This is a genomic window from Frankia sp. Allo2 (assembly GCF_000733325.1).
In the GTDB taxonomy this organism is placed as follows: Bacteria; Actinomycetota; Actinomycetes; order Frankiales; family Frankiaceae; genus Frankia; species Frankia casuarinae.
Map to the genome: position 1 here is coordinate 59,568 of NZ_JPHT01000014.1, position 23,179 is coordinate 82,746.

Here is a 23,179-nt window from a genome sequence, read left to right on the forward strand (position 1 = left end):
TCCGGTGCGGACCGCTCCCCGGCGCCGTCCGGCACGTCACGCCCCGGGGCCCGGCGACGCCGACAGCCGAGCTCACCCGCACGCCCGGTCCTCACCCGCGGCCGCTCGCCGGTGACCGCCCCCGCACGCGGGGGCGGTCGGGGGCGGGGGCGGCTAGGCCGGTACGGGTCCCACGCCGGCCGTCAGGCTCGCGAGCTTGGCGACGTTCTCCCCGACCGTGTCGTCGTTGCGGGGGACGTAGTGCGCGTCGAAGGCGATCTTCCGGCCGTTCGCCAGGTAGTAGCGCAGGAAGGCGGCGGTCGCTGGCCGGCGCAGGGCGTCCGTGCGGGCGTAGACGAACAGCGGCTTGCACAGCGGCAGGTAGAGGCCGGTACCGACCGACACGGCGTTCGGCGCGACGCACCCGTCACCATTGTTGATTTCGACACCGCGCAGCTTGGTGCCGAAGGTCTCGTAGGTGGGGAAGTCGAGGTAGCCGATGGCCGAGCGGTCGGCGGCCACGTCGTTGGCGACCCCGCTGAGATCGGTCTGCCGGTAGTCGCGGGACCGGTCACTGGCGTCACTGATCGTGGCGTTGAACACCTGCGCCTGCACGGAGCCGCGCGGCGGCCCGACAAACGTGATCGGCTCGTCCGGGAACGACGGGTCGATCTGGCTCCACCGGGTGACGGCGGAACCGGCCCCCCACACCTGCTTGACCTGCTGCAGGGTCAGACAGTGCAGCCAGGTGTTCCGCGGGTTGACCACGATCGGCAGGGTGTGGTGCGCCACCTCGAACCCGACGACCTTCTTCTCGCAGTCGGGGTTCTTGATGAACCCGGGATTGAGTTCGAACGAGGCGTCGGCGATGTCGGCCTTGCCGCTGCACAGCGCGGCGAAACCGTCCTCGGTCGTCGTGGACTCGATGCTGACGGTGACGTTGCGCTGGACCTGACGAAATTCGTTATAGGCGGTCTCGGTAATCGGGGCGACCTCCGAGGATCCCGCCACCCGGACGAGGTTCGCGGCGGAGGCGGGTGGCCCGGTCGGGCCGGTGGCGGATGGGGCCGGCGACGCGGTGACCGCCGGGGCGGCCACCGCATCCGCCCCGGAGCCCGCCCCGGAGTCACGGCCGGTCAGCACCACGGCGAAGGTCGTCCCGAGAGCCAGGAAGAGGACCACGACAATGGCGGCGACGACCGCGGCCCGCCGGGAGCCGAAGATTCCCCGGCCGTCCCCGGCGGAGGCACCGTGCGGGCCGCCCACACCGCCCGTCGAGAAGTCCGAGGGCAGGTCGAGCTTCCCCGGCGGCCCGAGCAGAACGTGGTCCCGATCGGCGCCCACCGTCATGAGGCCGGGTGGGATCCGGTGACCGGACGTGTCGGACGGGCCCGGCCCGCCGACGACGATCCCCGGCGGCGGGGAATCCGCCGCGCCACCCGAGGAGATCATCGTGTCGTCCCCGGCGCCCAAGCCGTGCGGCGCGGAGCCGTCCGGGCCGCTGAGCACCGTCGCCGCGGCCGTCACGCCGTCCGCCTCCGGCACGCCTCGGATCCCGGCCGGACCCGCCGCGCCCGCGAACCCCCTCGGCCCGGACAGCCCCCTCGGCCCGGACAGGAAGGGCGGCCGCGAGACCAGGTCCGCGGCGTCCGGCGGCCGGATCACCGCGGTGACGTCGGAGGGTTCCTGAGCAGAGGGTTCCTGGGCGTCACCGACCTCGCCCGACGCGCCGAAACCGCCGGCGGTCACCGCCCCGACGGCTCCAAAGGCCGCGGGCGCACCCGGAACACCCGGAACACCCGGTGCACTCCCGGCGCCGACGGCGCCGAACCGGTCAGCGAGGTCGGCGGCGAGCAGTGCCGCGCCCATCGCCACATCCGCGTCCGAACCGTGGTCGATCCGGCCGATCCCGCTGAAGGTCTCCCGCAGCCGGCGGGCCACCAGCGGAAGGTGGGAGATCCCGCCGGACAACAGGATCCGGGACAGCTCGGCGGAGGTCACCGGCACCGAGCGGAGCGCCCGGCGAAAGGTCATGATTGTGTCATCGACAATCGGGCCGATGAGGGTCTCCAGCTCCGCCCGGCTCAGCGTGACGAAGGTATCGGCTCCGGGAAGGGAGACCGGAACGTCANCCTCGTCCTCACCGGAAAGGATCTCCTTCGCCTGCGCGCATTCCCGCCGCAGCCTGCCGAGCGCGGTCCGGATCATCGGGTCGGAACGGTCGAGCGCCGCACGCTCGACACCCGCGCCGGTCAGCACCCGGTCGACCAGGAGCTCGTCGAGCTCGAGGCCGGCGCCGTGGCGCAGACCCGCGGCCAAGCCGAGCAGCTGGAACCCGAACGGCGAGAAGGACAGGATCCCCGTGTCGAGGAAGCCGGCGCCGAAGTCGTACCATCCGACCAACTCGACGGTCTGGGTCGAGGAGCCGTGAGACAGCAGGGTTCCGATCGCGTCGGCGGCCGGGAACGCCGCGACGGGCACCGTGACATCGGAGAGCTGGCTCACGGCGTCCGCGAACACCTCGCGCCGGGCCGCCGACCAGAACGTCGGGAACGTCACGACGACCTGGTCCGGTTCCGACCCGAGCTGCTCGGTGGCGGCCGTGACGAGGTAGGACACCAACCGGGCAATCAGCCCCTCCCGGCTGTAGGCGGCACCCCCGAGCAGAACGGGACCGCTGTCCCCGAGCGGGCGCAGGAGGTCGGTTGCGGCACGCTCGGGGTCGACCAGCGACCGGCGGTCCGCCGAGCGCGCGAACTGCAGGCCACCGGCCGGGGCGGCGTAGATCACCGACGGCAGGCGACGCTGACCGCTCAGTTCGAGCACGCGGGGCCAGCCTCCGTCCGCCACCCCGACGATCGTGTTCGCGGACCCGAGGTCGATACCCAGCTGATAGCTCACCGCGTCTCCCGAAACCCACGCGATCATCACGGCGACCGGAGCCACGGTACTCCGCTCGGCCGCCGGAGATCCTTCCACTCCCGTTACCACGATCATCGTAGACGTTTGACCAGGCAATATTTGTGTCCGGGAGCGGACAAAATATTTCCGGCTCCCGTTGAGCCGGTGAGCAGGTCCCTGAGTTGCCGAATGGTGCCGGACGGTGCCGAATGGTGCCGAGCCCCGGCCCGACCGGCCTGCCGTGGGCGGAACTGTGGAGGGTTAGGCACAGTCCAGCGGCCGTGGGCCGTTCCTAACCCTCCACACTTTTCCGTCGTGGCTTTCCGTCGCGGCTTTCCGCGGCGTCGGAGGGTGCCGCGGCCCGGCCCTCGTGGGCGGCCAGGCCATCATGCGCGGCGAGGATGGCGTCGGCGGCCAGGCTCGGGGGGAGGGTGCCGTCGCGGACCCGCCGTTCAAGGTCCGGAGTGATCTCGCGGACCCCCGGATCGGCCCGCAGGCCCGCGAGCAGCCGATCGTGGACCATCGCCCACATCCAGTCGACCTGCTGGCGGCGGCGGCGGGCGGCGAGTTCGCCGGAGGCGTCGAGGGTGTCCTGATGCTTGACGATCTGCGCCCAGACAGTGTCCAGCCCCGTCCGCTCCACCGCGCTGCACGTCAGCACCGGGGTGTTCCAGTCCCGGAGACCGGCGGGGCCCTGCAGCAGCCGCAGCGCGCCGGCGAGTTCCCGGGCGGCACGGCGGGCGTCGAGCTCGTGCGGCCCGTCGGCCTTGTTCACCGCGATGACGTCGGCGAGCTCCAGCACCCCCTTCTTGATGCCCTGGAGCTGATCCCCCGTGCGGGCCAGGGTCAGGAACAGGAAGGTGTCGACCATGTCGGCGACGGTCGTCTCCGACTGGCCGACGCCGACCGTCTCGACCAGGACAACGTCGTAGCCCGCCGCCTCCATGACGACCATCGCCTCGCGGGTCGCCTTGGCGACGCCACCGAGCGTCCCCGCGGTGGGCGAGGGCCGGATGAACGCCGCCGGATCGGTGGACAGCGCCGCCATCCGGGTCTTGTCCCCCAGGATGCTGCCGCCGGTACGCGTCGAGGAGGGGTCGACGGCGAGCACCGCCACCTGGTTTCCCTTCCCGGTGAGCATGGTGCCCAGCGCGTCGATGAACGTCGACTTGCCCACCCCGGGCACCCCGGTGATGCCGATCCGACGGGCCTTGCCCGCGTGCGGCAGCAACGTCACCAGCAGCTGCTGCGCGAGCTCCTGGTGGTCGGGCCTGGTGGACTCGACGAGGGTGATGGCCCGCGCGATCCAGGTCCGCGACGAGGCCAGCACCCCGTCGGCGTACTCACCCGGATCGATCGGTCGTCGGGTCACCATGCCGGATACCATGCCGGATCTGCCGTCACTCGGGGCGGGTCAGGCCGCGGGGNGAGCGGGGNGAGCGGGGNGACCGAGCTGGGCCGACAGGGTCGCGAGCAGGTCCAGCGCGGCGTCGGCGATGACCGTGCCGGGCGGGAAGATCGCGGCGGCGCCGGCGGCCCGCAGCTCGTCGAAGTCGCCGGGAGGGATGACCCCGCCGACCACGATGAGGATGTCGGGCCGATCGAGCGCGGCGAGCTCCTCGCGCAGCGCGGGCACCAGGGTGAGGTGGCCGGCGGCCAGCGAGTTGACGCCGATGATCTGGACGTCCGCCTCGACGGCCTGGCGGGCGACCTCGGCCGGGGTCTGGAACAGCGGGCCGACGTCCACGTCGAAGCCGAGGTCGGCGAACGCGGTGGCGATCACCTTCTGGCCGCGGTCGTGACCGTCCTGGCCCATCTTCGCGACCAGGATCCGGGGCCGGCGACCCTCGGCGCGTTCGAAGGCGGCGGCGGCCTCGCGGGCGGCGACGATGTTACCGGCGGGTCCCGCCTCGTCCCGGTACACCCCGGAAATGGTACGGATCTGGCCCGCGTGACGCCCGTAGACCTTCTCCAGCGCGTCGGAGATCTCCCCGACCGTCGCCTGAGCCCGGGCCGCGTCGACGGCGAGCGTCAGCAGGTTCTGCTCCAGCCCGGGGCCGCGGCGCCCGTCGCGGGCCGCGTCGGCCGCCGCGGTCAGGGCGTGCAGCGCCGCCTCCACCGCGGCCGGGTCACGGTCGGCGCGCAGCCGGCGCAGCTTCTCGATCTGCTCGGCGCGCACCGCCGAGTTGTCGACCTTGAGCACCTCGATGCCCTCGTCCGCGTCGACGCGGTACTTGTTCACTCCGATCAGCGGCTGGCGGCCGGAGTCGATGCGGGCCTGGGTGCGGGCGGCGGCCTCCTCGATACGCATCTTCGGGATCCCAGCGTCGATGGCCTGCGCCATGCCGCCCGAGGCCTCGACCTCGTCGATGTGCTCCCAGGCCCGGCGGGCCAGGTCGTGGGTGAGCCGCTCGACGTAGTAGCTGCCGCCCCACGGGTCGATCACCCGGGTGGTGCCGGACTCCTGCTGCAGCAGCAGCTGGGTGTTGCGGGCAATACGGGCCGAGAAGTCCGTCGGCAGGGCCAGCGCCTCGTCGAGGGCGTTGGTGTGCAGCGACTGGGTGTGCCCCTGGGTGGCGGCCATCGCCTCCACGCAGGTGCGCACCACGTTGTTGAACACGTCCTGGGCGGTCAGCGACCAACCCGAGGTCTGCGAGTGGGTCCGCAGCGACAGCGACTTGGCGCTCTTCGGGGTGAACTGGTTGACCAGCCGCGACCACAGCAGCCGGGCCGCGCGCAGCTTGGCGACCTCCATGAAGAAGTTCATGCCGATCGCCCAGAAGAACGACAGCCTTGGTGCGAACGCATCGATGTCCAGCCCCGCGCCCAGCCCTGCCCGGATGTACTCGACCCCGTCGGCCAGGGTGTAGGCGAGCTCCAGATCGGCCGTCGCCCCGGCCTCCTGCATGTGGTAGCCGGAGATCGAGATCGAGTTGAACCGCGGCATCCGCCGCGAGGTGAAGGAGAAGATGTCCGAGATGATCTGCATCGACGGCTGCGGCGGGNAGATGTAGGNGTTGCGGACCATGAACTCCTTGAGGATGTCGTTCTGGATGGTCCCGGCGAGCTGCCCCGGGGCCACCCCCTGCTCCTCGGCCGCGACGATGTAGAGCGCCAGCACCGGCAGCACGGCGCCGTTCATGGTCATCGACACGCTCATCTTGTCCAGCGGGATACCGTCGAACAGCTGGCGCATGTCGAGGATGGAGTCGATGGCGACGCCGGCCATGCCGACGTCGCCGGTGACCCGTGGGTGGTCGCTGTCGTAGCCGCGGTGGGTCGGCAGGTCGAAGGCGACCGACAGGCCCTTCTGCCCGGCGGCGAGGTTGCGCCGGTAGAAGGCGTTCGACGCGGCGGCGGTGGAGAACCCGGCGTACTGGCGGATGGTCCACGGCTGGGTGACGTACATCGCNGGGTATGGGCCGCGCAGGAAGGGCGCGATCCCCGGGTAGGTGCCCAGGAAGTCCAGGCCCGCGGTGTCGGCGGCGGTGTAGAGCGGCTTCACCGCGATGCCCTCGGGGGTATCCCAGGTCAGCGCGTCGGCGTCCTTGCCGGTCGCCNCCNCCNGGGCGGCCCGCCACTCACCCTCCGCCGTGTCCGCCCCGGCCGGCGTGGTGCCCAGCTCCACCGCGGAGAAGTCCGGGATCATCGTGGCACGTTGCGAGCTGTCCGTGGACATCAGGCCACCCCAACCTCGGCGAGCGCCGCCCGCAGCACGGCGACGGCGTCGCATCCAGTGAACACGTACCCGCCGATGCCCGCGGCGGCGTCGGTCCGCGCGCGCGCACCGGCCTGGCCCGCGAGCCACACCCGGCTCGCCCCGGCGGCCCGCAGCGCCTCGGCGACCGGCCCGGCGTGCTCGGCGTATACCTTGTCGGCCGAGCACAGACAGGCCACGGTGGCCCCGGAGGCGCTGAACGCCGCCGCGATCGACGCCGGGTCCGTGCCCGGGCCGGACGTCGGAGTCTCGAACCCGCCCGCCTGGAACAGGTTGGCGGCGAAGGTGGCGCGCGCGGTCGAGGCCGCCGCGCTGCCCAGGGTGGCCAGGAAGACCACAGGCCGGCCGCCCGTCGCCGCCAAGTGCGCGTCGGAACGGGCGCGCAGCTCCTCGAAGGTGAGGTCGTAGGTGACCTCCGGCAGCCCGGCGCCCACCGCCGTGGCGGCCTCCCCGCCGGCGCCGGCGGGGCTCGCGGCGGGCACGGGGCTCGCGGCGGGCACGGGGCTCGCGGCGGGCACGGGGCTCGCGGCGGGCACGGCGGGCCGCTCGGGGAGCTTCTCGCCCAGGTTCGGGAACTCGCTCACCCCGGTGATCGGGTCCCGCCGGTGGGCGATCGCGTCGGAGCGCGTCGCCCAGGTGGCCGCGATCCGCTCGGCGACGAGCCCGGACCGCAGGCCGGCGACGATCCCGCCGGCCCGCTCGATCTCGGTGAACCAGGCCCAGGCCGCCTCGGCGAGCCCGGCGGTGAGCGACTCGACGTACCAGGAGCCACCGGCCGGGTCGGTCACCCGGATCAGGCTCGACTCCTCCTGCAGGAGGGCCTGGGTGTTGCGGGCGATCCGGCGGGAGAAGTCGTCGGACCGGCCGAGGCGCGTGTCGAACGGCAGGACAGTGACCGCGTCGGCGCCGCCGACACCGGCGCCGAAGCAGGCCAGCGTCGTGCGCAGCATGTTCACCCAGGGATCCCGGCGGGTCATCATCGCCGCCGAGGTGACCGCGTGCTGACGCTGGGCCCGGTCGGCCGGCTCAGCGCCGCACATCTCGGCGACCCGTGACCACATCCGGCGGGCGGCCCGCAGCTTCGCGATCGAGGAGAACTGATCGGCGGTGACCGCGTAGCGAAACTCGATCTGGGCGAGCGCCTCGGCAAGGCTCAGGCCGGCCTCGGTGAGCTCCCGCAGGTAGGTGACGCCGGTGGCCAGTGACGCCCCAAGCTCCTCGGCGTCACTGCCACCCGCGCGGTGGTACGGCTGGGCGTCGACGACGAGGGCGCGGATCCCGGGGAACTCCCGCACGCACCGGCCGGCGAGCGACACCGCCTCGGCGAGGCCCACCGGGCCGCCGGCCGGCAGGCCGGTCCGCGCGGCCAGACCGATCGGGTCGGCGCCGAGGCTGCCCGTGAGCTGCGAACCGGGCAGGCCGCGGGCGGCGACGAGGCCGAAGAACTCCTCGGCGGCCGCGGCGGTGAGCTCCCCCGCGTCCAGCACGATCGGCGCGAGGTCGAGGTAGNCCTCGCGCAGCNCCGCGCCGAGCCCGCCGATCGGCAGACCGGCGGGCCCCAGCCGCAGCCAGAGCGAGGNGGCGCCGTTCTCCAGATCGGCGAGGACCGCTTCGGCGGCGAGCGTGGCATCGGGGTTGTCATGCAGCGCGCGGACANCCCNCCCGCCGGTGCCCGCGCCCTGCGCCCGCCCACCCCGCACGAACGGGGCGAACCCCGGCAGGCCCACCCCGCCGGCGGGGGTGTTCTCGGCGGTGTAGAGCGGACGGATCCGCAGACCGTCGTAGGTCCGCGTGGCCAACAGCTCCTCGACCTCGCCGGGAGTAGTCGCCTCGGTCGCCACGCCGGACTTGCGCAGCACCTGCAGGACGAGCGTCTGCCAATCGGCGCGCGTCGCCTCCGGAAAGTCTGCGGCCAGCGACAACCCGGCCGATGGAACGCTCATGTTCCGGATCGTAGGCCCGGGGGACCCAGGCGGCCTGGAATGTACTTCCCGTCACAACGCCTTGCGCGCGTTTCGCCGGATCGTGTCCCTGCTCACGATGCCCACAGCCGCTCAGCCACCGCGGCTGTGCCGGCGGCGGACGCCTCAGCGACCGCTCTGGACGCCTCGGCCCGCTCGGCCGCCCGCGCCGCCAGGACCCGGGTCACCGCCGAGACGACCCGCTCCGGATGCCAGGTCACGTCGGCCACGCTGAAGCGCAGCACCGTCCAGCGCAACGCGGCGAGGATGTTGCCGCGATGACGGTCCTGGTAGATCATCGCCGGCGGGCTGGTGGCCGAGAAGGTGTCCGCCTCCACGTCGAGTCGCTGCGCCGGCCAGGCGAGATCCAGCCGGGTGATGATCTGACCGGTCCCGTCCATGACCGGCCACTGCAATTCCACGGGCGCGAGCCCGTTGTCGGCCAGCAGCAGCCGCAGCCGGGTCTCCAGGGGGGTCTCGGCCCGGCCGTCGGCCAGCGACCACCAGTCGGTCGTCTGCCGGAAACCGCGCCGCCCCTCGGCGGCCGCCCGTGCCCCCGCCAGGCTCGGCACCAGGCCGCGGTGCAGGGCTGCGTCCAGGTGGGCGACCGCCACCTCACGCGACTGGGCGGCCAGCACGAGATCCGCCAGCGTCCGCTCCGGCGAGGTGAGTGGGATCCCACCCAACTCGACGCGCTGGTCGACGTCGAGATCGCTGAAGTGCAGCCGGATCCCGCGCGGCTGGGCCCGGGTCTGCCGAGCCGGAAGAAGAAGGTGCACGGGTTCGGCGGAGCTTTCCGGAACCTCGAGCGGAAAACCGTGGAGCCGGGCGGCGGTGATCCCGCAGACGACGGCTCGGGGACGCCCGATGAGCGCGGCCCTTACCCGTGCAGAAAATGGCGAGAAGAAGACCGGGAGAATCGGCGTTGTATTTTCACCGCCGACGACCGACGCCGCGTGTCCGGGGCCCGCGGTGATGGCACCATGGCGCTTTCTTCGTCGGCGCGCGACGTCGTTACGGACAAGTCCGGCGGATTCCTTCTCCCGGATTTCAGAATGCTCGGCGCGCCGCCGGTCCCCCGGCCGCGGGACGTCGTTGACGGAGCCGGGGAGCTCCGTCGGGCCGAGAGGTACGACGAAGACACCGCGCACCGGATGGCTCCACTGGCCAGAGTGGACGAGCTGGCGCAGCTGGCCGCGGGTCAACCCAGCGGCCATCGCCTGCCGGTAGGTGATCGCACCCCCCTGGCGACCGGCGATGCGGACCGCGGGGTCGAAACCGGGATAGCGCACGGGACGGGTCGGCGGGGACGAGGCCGAAGCGGAAAACGTCATGGACCGAGAATCCATCAGGTAGCCCCGGTAATCCAGCGCCACAGGCCACCTGTGGATAACTCCTCACAGGAGGACGACGAACGTAGGGCCCAGCGGTAACCCAGCCGGCTGTCACCGGAACCATTTCCTCAAGCTGGCTTCGGAAGCGTAGCCGCTACCTGGCCGAGTTGCTTGCGCGAATGTACGATAACGACGGCGTGCACCGTCCGATAACGTAAGATAGTCCACGGACGGCCGGTTCGACGGACGGCCGGCTGGTCAGCCACGGATCAGCAACGCGATCGCCACGGTCGCACCGAGCGTGATGACCACGCCACGTAGAACGTTCGGTCGTAGCCGGCGGGCCACCCGGGCACCGATCGTCCCACCGAGCAGGGATGCGACCACGAGGATGCCGGCGANCCCCCACGAGGCCTTCGCGGTGACCAGGAAGACCGCCACTCCCACCGCGTTGGCCCCGAACGCGAGCAGCGTCTTCAGCGCGTTGGTGCGCTGCAGGTCGTCGGTGAGCAGAATGCCCAGCACCCCAAGGAGCAGCACCCCGAGCCCCGCGCCGAAATACGATCCGTAGGCTCCCGCGACGAAGATCCCGAGCCGAGTCGGCCAGGTCACCCGGTCGGAGGCGAGCGAACCGGAGGCGGGCGACAGCAATGCGGCCGCGGGCGAACCGGATGGCCCGGATGGCGCCGACTCCGGCGGCCCGCCACCCGCCGCCGTGCTGGCTCTCCGGCGTGCCACCACGGCCGCGAGCCGGGACTGAGCCGCCAGAAGCAGACAGGAGACCAGCACCAGGTACGGAACCAGCGCCCGGAAGCTGTCGGAGGGCGTGGCCAGCAGCACAACGGCGCCGGCCAGACCGCCGAGCAGAGCCGGCGGTCCCAGGGCACGCAGCCGGACGGCCTGCCCGGCAAGCTCGCGGCGGTAGCCCAGCGCCCCACCGGCGTACCCGGTGACCAGCCCCACCGATGAGGTGATGTTGGCGGTCAGCGCCGGCAGACCGGTGGCGAGCAGCGCCGGGAAGGCGATCAGGGTCCCGCCGCCCGCGATCGTGTTCNCCGCGCCCGCGAGCAGACCCGCCCCGCCCGCGAGCAGGGCATCGGCTGGTCCCACGTGTCCTCTATGCCGATGGAAGGAAGGGTGACGGGGTGACGGGGTGACGGGTTCGGCGCAGTGCGGCCGGTCCGGCTCAGAGGTCGAACTCCTCCGGGTTGATGCCGACCGCGAAGCACGCCTCCCGCACGACGGCCTGCTCCGTCTTGTCGAAGTTGCCATCGGCCCCGCCGATGACGATCCCGATCTGGATGACCGCCCTGGCCTCCGCCGGCTTCTTCTTCGTCTTCCCGATCTCCTGGAGGATGGAGACCTTGCCGAACTCGAAATCGGCCTGCAGCTTGCCGACATAGTCGTTGAAGCGACGCTGGAGATCATCCGCGGGAAAGTTGTTGAGCACGTCGTTGGAGATGATCAGTGCGGCGACCCGCTGCCGCTCGGCCGGGTCGATGGTCCCGTCCGCCGCGGCGACCAATGCGCACATCGCCATGCTGGCATCGCGGAAGGCACCGCTCTTCAGGTCGTTTTTCTTGGCGTTCAGCTGGCCCTGCATCGTCTGGGCGGACTGACGCAGCTGGTTCCAGATCGGCACCTGGGCTCCCTCGCACGGTGACGTATCACTAGATGGTTCCTCGCAGGTCAACGCATGACCGCCCGGACATGCTCCCACCGGCTGGCCGAGGGTCAGGAACCGGCACCGCCGCGAACGCGGTTGAGCCGGTCCACCGCCGCCTGCGCGTCACCGATCGTGGCGAAGTCGACCGCGACGAACGTCGGGATCCGCCCGCGCTCCTGGCGACAACGCTGTGCCCGGGTAAACACGGTCTCGGCGGCGTTCGCGCCGAGGGCGGCACGGCGGCTGGGCGCGGCGGCGGTGAGCCAGTGGTTCATCAGGAGCAGCGAGGCACCGTCCACGCCCCGGTTGCGGGCGCAGGTTCGCAGATCCTCGGGTTTCTTCGCATCGAACGGAGTGTCCTCGGCATACCGGTAGAAGCTGCGCAGGAACGTGCCCGGCAGGTCCTGCCGCTCGGTGAAGACCACCAGGCGTCGGCCCGAGGCGACCATCTCGCGCAGGGTCGGCCATCGGCCATGCGGATCCTCCGGCGGCGTCGTCACCATCCCCGCGAGGCCCGCGGCCGCCACGCCGCCGGCGATCTCGCTCGCCGGCACCTCATTATCCTGGATGATCAGCGTCACGACCTCGGTGGGATTACGGTTCATCCAGTCCCGGACCCGAGTCAGCTCCGCCACGAAGTCGAGGGAGCCGAGCTGGCACAGGTCATGGCACAGCCAGGTGCCGGGGCGTTCCGACCGGGCGCCTCGCGTCAGCGGGGCGAGCGCGTCGCGGGTCGCGGGCGGCAGGGTCTGCAGATAGGCGTCGACCTGGGTCGGCGATGTCCAGTGGTGCACGTCGAGCAGCAGGGCGCGCACCCCCAGGTCGAGCTGGTGCGTGATCGCCGGGTCCTGGGCAGGCCCGAGAAACCGGTCCTCGCTGGTGGCCATCGCGTTGTGGGTGGCCAGGTAGCTCACCTGGTCATAGCGCCGGTCGCACAGCGCCTGCTGGCTGTTGCAGAGCTTGCGGGCCTCGGCGGCGGCGCCCGGGAAGGCCGTCCAGGTCACGATGATCATCAGGGGCGCCGCGAGGGCGAACGCCGTGGCGACCCGGCGCCGCCGGCCGGTCCGGTTCCACCGGGCGGACACCGCGACGAGCCGCGACAATCCGTAGCCGACCAGGCCGGCCACCAGCGTCCAGGCCACGATCCGCAGGAAGTCGCTCTCGAGCGTGCCGTAGGCGCGCGAGGAGAAGTCGACCAGCACTGCGCCGGCTCCCGGCGGCAGGGGCGACGACGACCTGTCCAGCGAGGTCAGCGGATTCGGCAGCGCGATGCGCAGGACGACGCCGAGCAGCCCCGCACCAACGCCGGCGAGGACCACCGCACCGGTCGCGGCCCGGACCCGGGACACCCCCCGCCGCCCGGCCAGCACGACGATGCTGACCATGGCCGCCGTCATGATCAGGGCGAGCAGGAGGGAGACCCACACCAGGGTCGCGGCGACGTCGTGCAGCCGGTCGATCGCGACGATCATCGGCCGGTCACGCAGATCCGACAGACGGACCCCGAGATCGAGGGTGGATCCGTGGAGATACACCTGGAGCCGGCCGATGGCCGTCTCGTCGCCCCGGAAGACCTCCGGACCGACCAGCGCCAGCGCTCCGGCGATGTTGCCCGACCTCAGCAGGGCGCGCAGCGGAGCCTCGATGCGCGCCCGGGTGTCGGCGTCCACCCGGTCCAGCACCACGGGCAGGACGCGGTCGGTGTCCTGCGGGGAGAGCTCGATCGTGGGCAGGGACTTCGGCGGGCGCCCGGCGGCGATGTCGTCGAGCGCGGTGACGACACCGTGGGTGAACTCCTGCACGGTGGTGACCTGGTAGCTGGTGCCGGCGCCCAGTTCACCGGCGACGTACCGGTTGGCCAGGCCCGAGATGTTGTCGAAGATCGGCCGGAGATCGACGGCGAGTTCGACGTCGTCCGTGTCGGCCCGCAGGTAGGCGACGATCCGGTTGATCTGCTCGTCGGTCATCGCCTGGATCGTCGACGGGGGCAGCACCGTGCGCAGGTTCGCGGTGACGAGGGAGCTGTCGATCGGGAGGCCGGCCAGCAACGTGTCGACCGCGGGATCGGGCAGTACCTGGGTGTAGACGCGGTCGAAGGCGTCGGCCCGGTTCAGCGACTGCGAATAGAAGGCCGGGTTCAGCACGGTCCGCCACGCGGTGATGACGACGACCAGCGGCAGCCAGCAGAGCACGACGAGGGCGACGAGGGCGACGTGCGCGAGGCGCCCCCGCTCCCCTCCTCGGCGACCCATGGCCTACCGACAGACAGGCAGACCCGGATGGGCCCGCAGACCCGGATGGGCGACGTCCGCCAGCATCTCCTCGATGCGGGCCGCAACCTCGTCCGGGCTGCCGGAACCGTCCACCGTGCGCAGTAGGCCACCCCGCTGGTAGTAGCGGCGCAGTGGTGCGGTCTCCTGCTCGAAGACCTTCAACCGGCGACGGGCGGTGTCCTCCGCGTCGTCAACCCGGTCCTCGGTGCGGGACCGGCGCCGGATGCGGTCGAGCACCTCGTCGACGTCGACGTCGAGGTCGACGACCGCGTCGAGCGGGCCGCGGGTCGCCACGAGCATCCGGTCCAACGCCTCGGCCTGGGGGTAGGTCCGGGGGAACCCGTCGAACAGGAACCCCACCGCACAGTCGACGCCGCTCTCGAGCCGGTCGGCGACGATGTCGAGCACGATCTCGTCGGGGACCAGCTCGCCCGCGCGGACGTAGCGCTCCGCGCGACGGCCCAGCGGCGTACCCGCGGCAATCTGCCGGTCGAACAGCCGGCCGGTCGAGATCGAGGGGATGCCGTGCCGGGCGCTGATGCGAGCGCCCTGGGTTCCCTTGCCGGAGCCAGGTGGACCGAGCAGCACGAGCCTCATGGCACTGAACGGTACCGCCGCAGGTCACCAGGCGGGTCGGCGAGTCCGGTCAATCGCCGCGGATCCGGCATGGAGCAAGGCAGATCACATGAATCTTCGGCCGAAAAGTGCTCCGATGTTCCGGCCGCACGCCGGGGCTGGCCGGCTCCCGGTCAGCGACGCGTCGGCGTGATGGGCTCGGGCAGGTCCGTCCTGCCCATCAGCCAGCGGTCAGTGGCGGCGGCCGCGGCACGTCCCTCGGCGATCGCCCAGACGATCAGCGACTGCCCGCGTCCCATGTCCCCGGCGACGAACACGCCGGGGACCGAGGAGGCCCACCCGGCGTCGCGCGCCACGTTGCCGCGCGCGTCCAGCTCCACCCCGAGATCGGTCAGCAGGCCGGACCGTTCCGGACCGGTGAACCCCATGGCGAGCAGCACCAGCTGGCAGGGCAGCTCGGTGTCGGTACCCTCGACCTTCTCGAACTTCCCGCCGACGAGGCGCACCTCGTGCATGCGCAGCGCCCGCACGTTGCCGTCCTCGTCACCGAGGAAGCGCTCGGTGGAGACGGCGAAGACCCGCTCGCCGCCCTCCTCGTGCGCGCTGGAGACCCGGTAGATGATCGGGTACGACGGCCACGGGTTGGCCGGGGCCCGCAGCTCCGGCGGCCGGGGCATGATCTCGAGCTGGTGCACGGAGAGCGCGCCCTGGCGGTGGGAGGTGCCCAGGCAGTCCGCGCCCGTGTCACCGCCGCCGATGATGACCACGTTCTTGCCCTTGGCGGAGATGGGCGACTCGGGCAGGTCCCCCTGCGCGACCCGGTTCGCGGGCACCAGGAACTCCATCGCCAGCTGGACGCCACCCAGCTGGCGGCCGGGAACGGGCAGGTCCCGGCCGACCGTCGATCCGCCGGCGAGGACCACCGCGTCGTGGGAGGAACGCAGCTCGTCCGCGGAGATGTCGAGGCCGACGTTGCAGGACGTGACGAACGACGTGCCCTCGGCCGCCATCTGCGCGAGCCGGCGGTCCAAGACCCGCTTCTCCATCTTGAACTCGGGGATGCCGTAGCGGAGCAGGCCGCCGATCCGGTCGGCCCGTTCGTAGACCACGACCTCGTGGCCGGCCCGGGTGAGCTGCTGGGCGGCGGCGAGACCGGCCGGGCCGGAGCCCACGACCGCCACCCGCTTGCCGGTACGCAGCGACGGCGGAACCGGGACCACGGTGCCGTCGGCCCAGGCGCGGTCGATGATGCTGACCTCGATCTGCTTGATGGTCACCGGATCGTCGCCGATGCCGAGCACGCAGGCCGCCTCGCACGGCGCCGGGCACAGCCGCCCGGTGAACTCGGGGAAGTTGTTCGTCGCATGCAGCCGCTCGATGGCGTCCACCCAGTCGCCGCGCCGGGTCAGGTCGTTCCATTCCGGAATGATGTTCCCGAGCGGACAGCCCTCGTGACAGAACGGGATGCCGCAGTCCATGCACCGGCTGGCCTGCGTGCGCAGATGCTCCTCGGGGAACGACTCGTACACCTCGCGCCAGTCGGTGATCCTGACGTCCACGGGACGGCGCTTCGGCAGCTCCCTGCGGTGCTTGAGGAAGCCGGTCGGGTCAGCCATGCCGCTCCTGTCGGGTCCGTGCGATCGCGATGATGGTCGGGTCGTGCTTGGCGGCCCGGTCAGCCACGAGCCGCCGCCATGATGACCTCGTCGGCGACGAGCCCCTGCTCCTGCGCCTGCCGGATGGCGGTCAGCACCCGCTTGTAGTCCCGTGGCATCACCTTACGGAACGACCCGCGCACGGTGTCCCAGTCGGTGTAAAGCCGGGCGGCCACCGTCGAACCGGTCTCCCGGCGGTGCCGGACGAGCAGGTCCCGCACGATCGTCTCGTCGGCGTCGTCCAGCGCCTCGACGTCCACCATCTCGGTGTTGATCCGCGCCTCGACCGGGTCGTACAGGTAGGCCACGCCGCCGCTCATGCCCGCGGCGAAGTTGCGCCCGATGGCCCCGAGCACCAGCACGGTGCCGCCGGTCATGTACTCGCAGCCGTGGTCGCCGACCCCCTCGACCACCGCGGTCGCCCCGGAGTTGCGCACGCAGAACCGCTCGCCGACGATTCCGCGGAAGAACGCCTCGCCGCCCGTCGCCCCGTAGAGCAGGACGTTACCGGCGACGATGTTCTCCTCGGCCCGCAGCGGGGACTCCTTCGGCGGGAAGACGAAGATCTTGCCGCCGGACAGGCCCTTGCCGGCGTAGTCATTCGCGTCGCCCTCGAGGGTCAGTGTCATGCCGCGGGGCGCGAAGGCGCCGAAGCTCTGCCCCGCGGAGCCGGTGAACCGCAGCTGGATCGTGTCGTCGGGCAGCCCCGCCGCGCCGAAGCGCTTCGTCACCTCGTAGCCGAGCATGGTGCCCACGGTCCGGTTGACGTTGCGGATCGGCATCTCCAGCCAGACCGGCCGGCCGTCGTCGAGCGCTCCCTCGCACAGCTGGATCAGCGAGTTGTCCAGCGCCTTGTCCAACCCGTGGTCCTGGCTGGACGTGCAGTTCAGCGAGCCGCCGAAGGGCCGCTCCGGGGTGTGCAGCAACGGGGTGATGTCGAGGCCGGAGGCCTTCCAGTGGTCGACGGCGGCGCGGGCGTCGAGCAGGTCGACCCGGCCGACCGCCTCCTGCAGGCTGCGGAAGCCCAGCGCGGCGAGGTAGGTGCGCACCTCCTCGGCGATGAAGGTGAAGAAGGCCTCGACGAACTCGGGCCTGCCGGTGAACCGCCTGCGCAGTTCCGGGTTCTGGGTCGCCACACCGACCGGACAGGTGTCGAGATGGCAGACGCGCATCATCACGCAGCCGGCAACCACCAGCGGGGCGGTGGCGAANCCGAACTCCTCGGCCCCCAGCAGCGCCCCGACGATGACGTCGCGGCCGGTCTTCAGCTGCCCGTCGACCTGCACGACGATGCGGTCGCGCAGGCCGTTGAGCAGCAGCGTCTGCTGGGTCTCGGCCAGCCCCAGCTCCCAGGGGGCACCCGCGTGCTTCAGCGAGGTCAGCGGCGAGGCGCCCGTCCCGCCGTCGTGCCCGGAGATCAGCACCACATCGGCGTGCGCCTTGGAGACCCCGGCGGCGACCGTGCCGACGCCGACCTCGGCGACCAGCTTGACGTGCACCCGGGCCTTGGGATTGGCGTTCTTCAGGTCGTGGATGAGCTGGGCGAGGTCCTCGATCGAGTAGATGTCATGGTGCGGCGGCGGGGAGATGAGCCCGACACCGGGCGTCGAGTGCCGCGTCTTCGCGATCCACGGGTAGACCTTGTGGCCAGGAAGCTGCCCCCCCTCCCCGGGCTTCGCCCCCTGGGCCATCTTGATCTGGATGTCGTCGGCGTTGGCGAGGTACTCGCTGGTCACCCCGAACCGGCCGCTGGCGACCTGCTTGACCGCGGAGCGGCGCAGGTCCCCGTTCGCGTCCGGCGTGAACCGCTCCGCGTCCTCGCCGCCCTCGCCGGTGTTCGACTTCCCGCCGAGCCGGTTCATGGCGATAGCCAGCGTCTCGTGCGCCTCGGCGCTGATCGAGCCGTAGGACATGGCACCGGTCGCGAACCGCTTGACGATCTCCGAGGCCGGCTCGACCTCCTCGATCGGCACCGGCGTGCGCACCCCGGTACGCAGCTCGAACAGACCCCGCAGCGTCGCGTTCTCCCGGGACAGACCGTCGACCCGGGCGGTGTACTTCTGGAAGGTCTCGTACTGCCGGGTGCGGGTGGCGTGCTGGAGCAGGAAGACGGTCTCCGGGTTGAACAGGTGCAGCTCACCCTCGCGGCGCCACTGGTACTCGCCGCCGACCTCCAGCGTGCGGTGCGCGTGCTCGGAGGCGATCGGCGGGNAGGCCCGCCGGTGCCGCGCTGCCACCTCCGCCGCGATGACGTCGAGTCCGATGCCGTCGAGGCGCGACGGGGTACCCGCGAAATAGGCGTCGATCAGTTCCTGGGACAGCCCGATCGCCTCGAAGACCTGGGCACCGGTGTAGCTCGCCACCGTCGAGATGCCCATCTTGGACATCACCTTCAGCACGCCCTTGCCGAGCGCCTTGATCATGTTCTTCTCGGCCTGCTCCCGGGACACCCCGACGATCTCGCCCTCGGCGATGAGGCTGTCGATCGACTCGAATGCCAGGTACGGGTTGACCGCCGCGGCGCCGTAGCCGGTGAGCAGCGCGATGTGGTGCACCTCACGGGCGTCGCCGCACTCGACGATGAGGCCGACCTTCGTCCTGGTCCGCTCCCGGATCAGGTGGTGGTGCACGGCGGCGGTCAGCAGCAGCGACGGGATCGGGGCCTTGCGCGTGTCGGAGTCCCGGTCGGAGAGCACGACGATGCGGGCACCGTCGGCGATGGCCTCGCTGNCCCCGGCGCAGATTTCCGCCAGCCGGGCGGCGAGCGCCGCGCCGCCCCCGTCGACGTCATACAGGCCACGGACCGTCACCGAGGCGAAGCCGGGCATGTCACCGTCGTCGTTGATGCCGATGATCTTCGAAAGCTGGCTGCTGCTGATCACCGGATAGGGCAGGTGCACCATCCGGCAGGACGCCGGGGATGGCGCGAGCAGGTTGCCCTCCGGGCCGAGCACCCGGCCCAGGCTCGTCACCAACTCCTCGCGGATCGCGTCCAGCGGCGGGTTGGTGACCTGCGCGAACAACTGGGTGAAGTAGTCGAACAGCAGCCGGGGACGGCTGGAGAGCACCGCCACCGGCGTGTCGGTGCCCATCGAGCCGATCGGCTCCGCGCCCGTGCGCGCCATCGGCGCGACGAGCACGCGCAGCTCCTCCAGCGTGTAGCCGAACACCTGCTGGCGACGCAGCACCGAGGAGTGCCCGTAGAGGAGCTGCTCCCGCTCGGGCAGGTCGTCCAGCTCGATCAGACCGGCGTGCAACCACTCCGCGTACGGCGCCGCGTTCGCGAGCTCGGACTTGATCTCCTCGTCGCTGACGATGCGCCCCTCGGCGGTATCCACCAGGAACATCCGCCCCGGCTGGAGCCGGCCTTTCTGCACCACCTTGTGCGGCGGGATGTCGAGCACGCCCACCTCGGAGGCCATCACGACCAGGCCGTCGTCGGTGACCCAGTACCGCGAGGGCCGCAGCCCGTTACGGTCGAGCACCGCCCCGATGACCGTCCCGTCGGTGAACGCGATGGAGGCCGGGCCGTCCCACGGCTCCATCAGCGTGGAGTGGAACTGGTAGAAGGCGCGCAGCGCCGGGTCCATCTCGGTGTGGTTCTCCCACGCCTCGGGGATCATCATCAGCACCGCGTGCGGCAGGCTGCGACCGCCCAGGTACAGCAGTTCCAGGACCTCGTCGAAGCTCGCCGAGTCGCTCGCCCCGTCCGCGCAGACGGGGAACAGCCGGGAGAGGTCACCGGGGATCAGGTCGCTGGCGAGCAGCGCCTCGCGGGCCCGCATCCAGTTCCGGTTCCCGCGGACAGTGTTGATCTCCCCGTTGTGGGCGACGAACCGGTACGGGTGCGCCAGCGGCCAGCTCGGGAAGGTGTTCGTGGAGAACCGGCTGTGCACCAGCGCGATGGCACTGGTGAACCGGGGGTCGTCGAGGTCGGGAAAGTAGGCCGAGAGCTGGTGGGTGGTGAGCATCCCCTTGTAGACCAGGGTCCGCGACGACAGCGACGCCAGGTAGACGCCGGTCTCCCGGCGGATCCGCTTGCGGGCGCAGAACGCCCGACGTTCGAGGTCGGCCTGGTCGAACCCGTTCCCCGCGCCGCCCTCAACCGGACCGGCGGCGGGCAGACTGCCGGGCAATGCGAGGAACAGCTGCCGCATCCGCGGCTCAACCTCGTGGGCCGCGTGCCCGACGATGTGGCTGACGACCGGCACCTCACGCCAGCCGAGGACCCGCAGCCCCTCCTGGCGGACGATGCGGCTGATGGTGCGCACGGCTTCGTCCCGCTCCCCCGAGACCTGCGGCAGGAAGGCGATCCCGACGGCGTAACGCCCCGGGGCGGGCAGCGTGAAGTCGACGACGTCACGCAGGAACAGGTCGGGGACCTGCACCAGGATGCCGGCTCCGTCGCCGGTGTCCGGGTCGCTGCCCGAGGCACCCCGGTGGTCGAGGTTACGCAGCACGGTCAGGCCCTGCTCGACCAGCTCGTGACTGCGCCTGCCGTGTACATCGACGACGAAGCCGACGCCACAGGCATCGTGTTCGAAGGTGGGGTCGTAAAGACCTTGCGCACTCGGCATCCGGCGAAGTCCTGTCCATCTTCAGGGGCTGAAGGGGGTGCGGACAACGCTGTCCGAGTGGTGTGACGGCACGGCGACGCTGGCCCGGCGCCCCGTGTCTCTACCGAGTGTGCCACGCGGCCCGCTCATGCGCCGCGATCAAATATGTCCAGGAGATCACCGCCAGATGACGTCATACCTCCCCGCCCGGCCTCGGTCACTACAAGTAGGGGAAGGTCGACGGTCCAGCCGACGCCCGGGGCCCCGCCGGAGACGGCGTCTCCGGCGTCTCCGGCGTCTCATCAGGGCAGCTGCGGCTCCTCCGGCGGAACGGCCGACGTGTGCCCACCGCTCGCCGGCAATCTCGTCGCCAGGCCGCGGCTCTGCTGCGAACCAGCCGGTACGCCGGTGGTGGCAGTGGTGGCAGTGGTGGCGGTAGTGGCGGTGGTGGCGGTGGTGGCGGTAGTGGCAGTGGTGGCGGTCGACCCGGAGGCATCGGGCACCGCGGCGGCGGGCACCGACCCGGCGGAACCAGGATCGGCCGGATCGGGACCGCCCAGATCAGGATCGACCGAATCGGGACCGACCGAATCGAGAGCGGCCGAATCGGGACCGGCCGAATCGGGAGCGGCCGCCCGCTGGTCGGCGGTACCGGCGGTCGTCACCNTGGACCGCGCCGCGGGCCGGGAACGGGCGATTCCGAGGGCCTCCTGCTCCTCCCTGGACAGATTCGGATCCACGGGACTGCGGGTGACCGCCAGCGCCAGCAACGCCCCCAGACAGACGACGATCGAGGTCCAGATGTTGACCCGCAGCCCGAGGATCTGGTTCGCCGTGTCGATGCGCAGCATCTCGATCCACAACCGGCCGAACGTGTAGAGCGCGACGTAGAGGCAGAACAGCTTGCCGCGGCCGAGCCGGTGCCGCCGATCGACGACCAACAGGATCCCGGCCACCACCAGGTTCCACAGGCACTCGTAGAGGAAGGTCGGCTGATAGGTGGACACGCCGGGGATGATCTGGTGCTTCTCGTCGATGCGCACCGCCCAGGGCAGGGTGCTCGCCTTGCCGTACAGCTCCTGGTTGAACCAGTTGCCCCAGCGTCCGATCGCCTGGGCCAGGATGATGCCCGGCGCCGCGGCGTCGCCGAACAGGGCGAGGCTGATGCCGTAGCGCCGGGTCGCCAGCCACGCGCCGAAGGCCCCGCCCGCGATGGCGCCCCAGATNCCCAGCCCGCCGTTCCAGATCTTGATGACGTCCAGCACGTTGCCGTCCCGGCCGAAATAGGCGGCCGGAGTGCTGACCACGTGGTAGACGCGGGCGCCGACGATGCCGAACGGGACGGCCCAGTAGGCGACCTCGCTGGCCACCATGGGATCCATGCCGCGAGCGCGCAGCCTTCTTCCCGTCACGAATACGGCGACGAAGACGCCAATAATGATCATCAGGGCGTAGGCACGCAGCGGCACCGGCCCGAGATGCACCACGCCACGCGATGGGCTAGGAATAGCGGCGAGAACCACGGTCGCCAGGCTATCCCGTGGACCCGTCCATCACGCGCGGGGTGCCCCGGCCACGTGTCGCACAGTCACGTGTCGCACAGTCACGTGTCTCGCTCGGTGCGCGGCGGGGTGATATATGCGGCGCTCGATGTGGGCAATACTCGATGTGGGCAATACTCGATGTGGGCGACAGATGTGACGGCCGGGTCGGGGCGGCCGGGAGTTCACGCCGGAACGGGAGCGCGCACCCCTCCGGCGAGTTCCGCGGCGAGCCGACGGATTCCGGCGAGGCCCGCTGAGGCGCCGGCTCCGGAACGTTCCGCCTCAAGCAGGACCTTCACCAGCGCGGAGCCGACGATCACACCGTCGGCGAAGCCCGCGACCTCGGCGGCCTGCGCCGCGGTGCTCACTCCGAGCCCCACCGCCACCGGGAGCTCGGTGGCGGCCCGCACCCGGGCGACCAGATCGGCCGCCCGCTCGCCGACCGCCGCCCGGGTCCCGGTGACACCCATCAGCGAGGCGGCATAGACGAAGCCGCGCGCGACGCCGGCGACCAGCCGGAGACGGGTGTCCGAGGAGCTGGGAGCGACGAGGAACACCGGGGCCAGGCCGTGCGCGGCGCACGCGTCGAGCCAGGGCCCGGCCTCCTCGGGCGGCAGGTCCGGAGTGATTGCTCCGGCGCCCCCGGCGGCGGCCAGATCGGCCGCAAACGAGGCCGCGCCGTAGCGGTCGATCGGGTTCCAGTAGGACATGACCAGGGCCGGGGCCCCCGTCGCGGCGACGGCCTCGACGGTGCGGATCACGTCCCGCGTCGTGACCCCGCCGCGCAGGGCCGCATCCGCCGCGTCCTGGATCACCGGACCATCCATGGTGGGGTCGGAGTAGGGCAGGCCGACCTCAACAACGTCGACTCCCGCCGCCACCATGGCCCGCATGGCCTCGATCGCCCCGTCCACCGTCGGGAATCCCGCGGGCAGATAGCCGACCAGCACCGACCGCCCCTCCTCGCGGGCCGCCGCGAACACTGCGTCCAACCGACTCTGCACCGTGCGTCCGTT

Annotated in this window: 13 protein-coding genes; all 13 read right to left on the bottom strand. The window is 71.6% G+C overall.

All coding sequences use genetic code 11. The features are described from left to right. Positions 1-153: 153 nt before the first annotated feature. The 13 genes from ALLO2_RS11905 to trpA all read right to left on the bottom strand — a co-directional run bounded on the left by ALLO2_RS11905 (position 154) and on the right by trpA (position 23,167). Positions 154-2,880 (bottom strand): Hsp70 family protein, encoded by a 2,727-nt coding sequence (locus ALLO2_RS11905; protein WP_035732167.1) that lies wholly within the window; start codon positions 2,878-2,880, stop codon positions 154-156. A gap of 292 nt (positions 2,881-3,172) precedes the next feature. Continuing rightward, complete coding sequence (meaB, locus tag ALLO2_RS11910) at positions 3,173-4,255, bottom strand: methylmalonyl Co-A mutase-associated GTPase MeaB (protein WP_049761101.1); 1,083 nt, start codon at positions 4,253-4,255, stop codon at positions 3,173-3,175. A gap of 39 nt (positions 4,256-4,294) precedes the next feature. Continuing rightward, positions 4,295-6,559 carry a methylmalonyl-CoA mutase gene (scpA, locus tag ALLO2_RS11915; protein ID WP_035732054.1) on the bottom strand — a complete coding sequence of 755 codons (2,265 nt, stop codon included), beginning with the start codon at positions 6,557-6,559 and terminating at the stop codon, positions 4,295-4,297. Then, entirely contained in the window at positions 6,559-8,541 is a 1,983-nt protein-coding gene (locus ALLO2_RS11920; protein WP_035732057.1) for a methylmalonyl-CoA mutase subunit beta, read from the bottom strand. Before ALLO2_RS11920 ends, scpA begins: the two co-directional genes overlap by 1 nt. A 92-nt stretch (positions 8,542-8,633) precedes the next feature. Then, complete coding sequence (locus ALLO2_RS11925; protein WP_232235051.1) at positions 8,634-9,893, bottom strand: type IV toxin-antitoxin system AbiEi family antitoxin domain-containing protein; 1,260 nt, start codon at positions 9,891-9,893, stop codon at positions 8,634-8,636. Positions 9,894-10,151: 258 nt separating this feature from the next. Beyond that, positions 10,152-11,003, bottom strand: coding sequence for a sulfite exporter TauE/SafE family protein (locus ALLO2_RS11930; protein ID WP_035732060.1), 852 nt, complete (start codon positions 11,001-11,003; stop codon positions 10,152-10,154). 76 nt (positions 11,004-11,079) lie between these two features. Further along, positions 11,080-11,535 (bottom strand): tellurite resistance TerB family protein, encoded by a 456-nt coding sequence (locus tag ALLO2_RS11935; protein ID WP_011437394.1) that lies wholly within the window; start codon positions 11,533-11,535, stop codon positions 11,080-11,082. A 92-nt stretch (positions 11,536-11,627) separates the two neighbouring features. Further along, positions 11,628-13,811: a membrane protein gene (locus ALLO2_RS11940; RefSeq protein WP_011437395.1), complete on the bottom strand. Its 2,184-nt coding sequence runs from the start codon at positions 13,809-13,811 to the stop codon at positions 11,628-11,630. A gap of 3 nt (positions 13,812-13,814) precedes the next feature. After that, positions 13,815-14,429 carry an adenylate kinase gene (locus ALLO2_RS11945; protein ID WP_011437396.1) on the bottom strand — a complete coding sequence of 205 codons (615 nt, stop codon included), beginning with the start codon at positions 14,427-14,429 and terminating at the stop codon, positions 13,815-13,817. 152 nt (positions 14,430-14,581) lie between these two features. Next, positions 14,582-16,024 (bottom strand): glutamate synthase subunit beta, encoded by a 1,443-nt coding sequence (locus tag ALLO2_RS11950; RefSeq protein WP_011437397.1) that lies wholly within the window; start codon positions 16,022-16,024, stop codon positions 14,582-14,584. Positions 16,025-16,083: 59 nt separating this feature from the next. Continuing rightward, a complete protein-coding gene (gene gltB, locus ALLO2_RS11955; RefSeq protein ID WP_035732062.1) occupies positions 16,084-20,640 on the bottom strand; it encodes a glutamate synthase large subunit in 4,557 nt (1,518 codons plus the stop codon). Positions 20,641-20,921: 281 nt separating this feature from the next. Then, positions 20,922-22,142: a prolipoprotein diacylglyceryl transferase gene (lgt, locus tag ALLO2_RS11960; protein WP_035732065.1), complete on the bottom strand. Its 1,221-nt coding sequence runs from the start codon at positions 22,140-22,142 to the stop codon at positions 20,922-20,924. Between the two features lie 203 nt (positions 22,143-22,345). Continuing rightward, positions 22,346-23,167, bottom strand: a complete 822-nt coding sequence (gene trpA, locus ALLO2_RS11965; protein WP_011437400.1) for a tryptophan synthase subunit alpha — start codon at positions 23,165-23,167, stop codon at positions 22,346-22,348. Positions 23,168-23,179 lie beyond the last annotated feature (12 nt).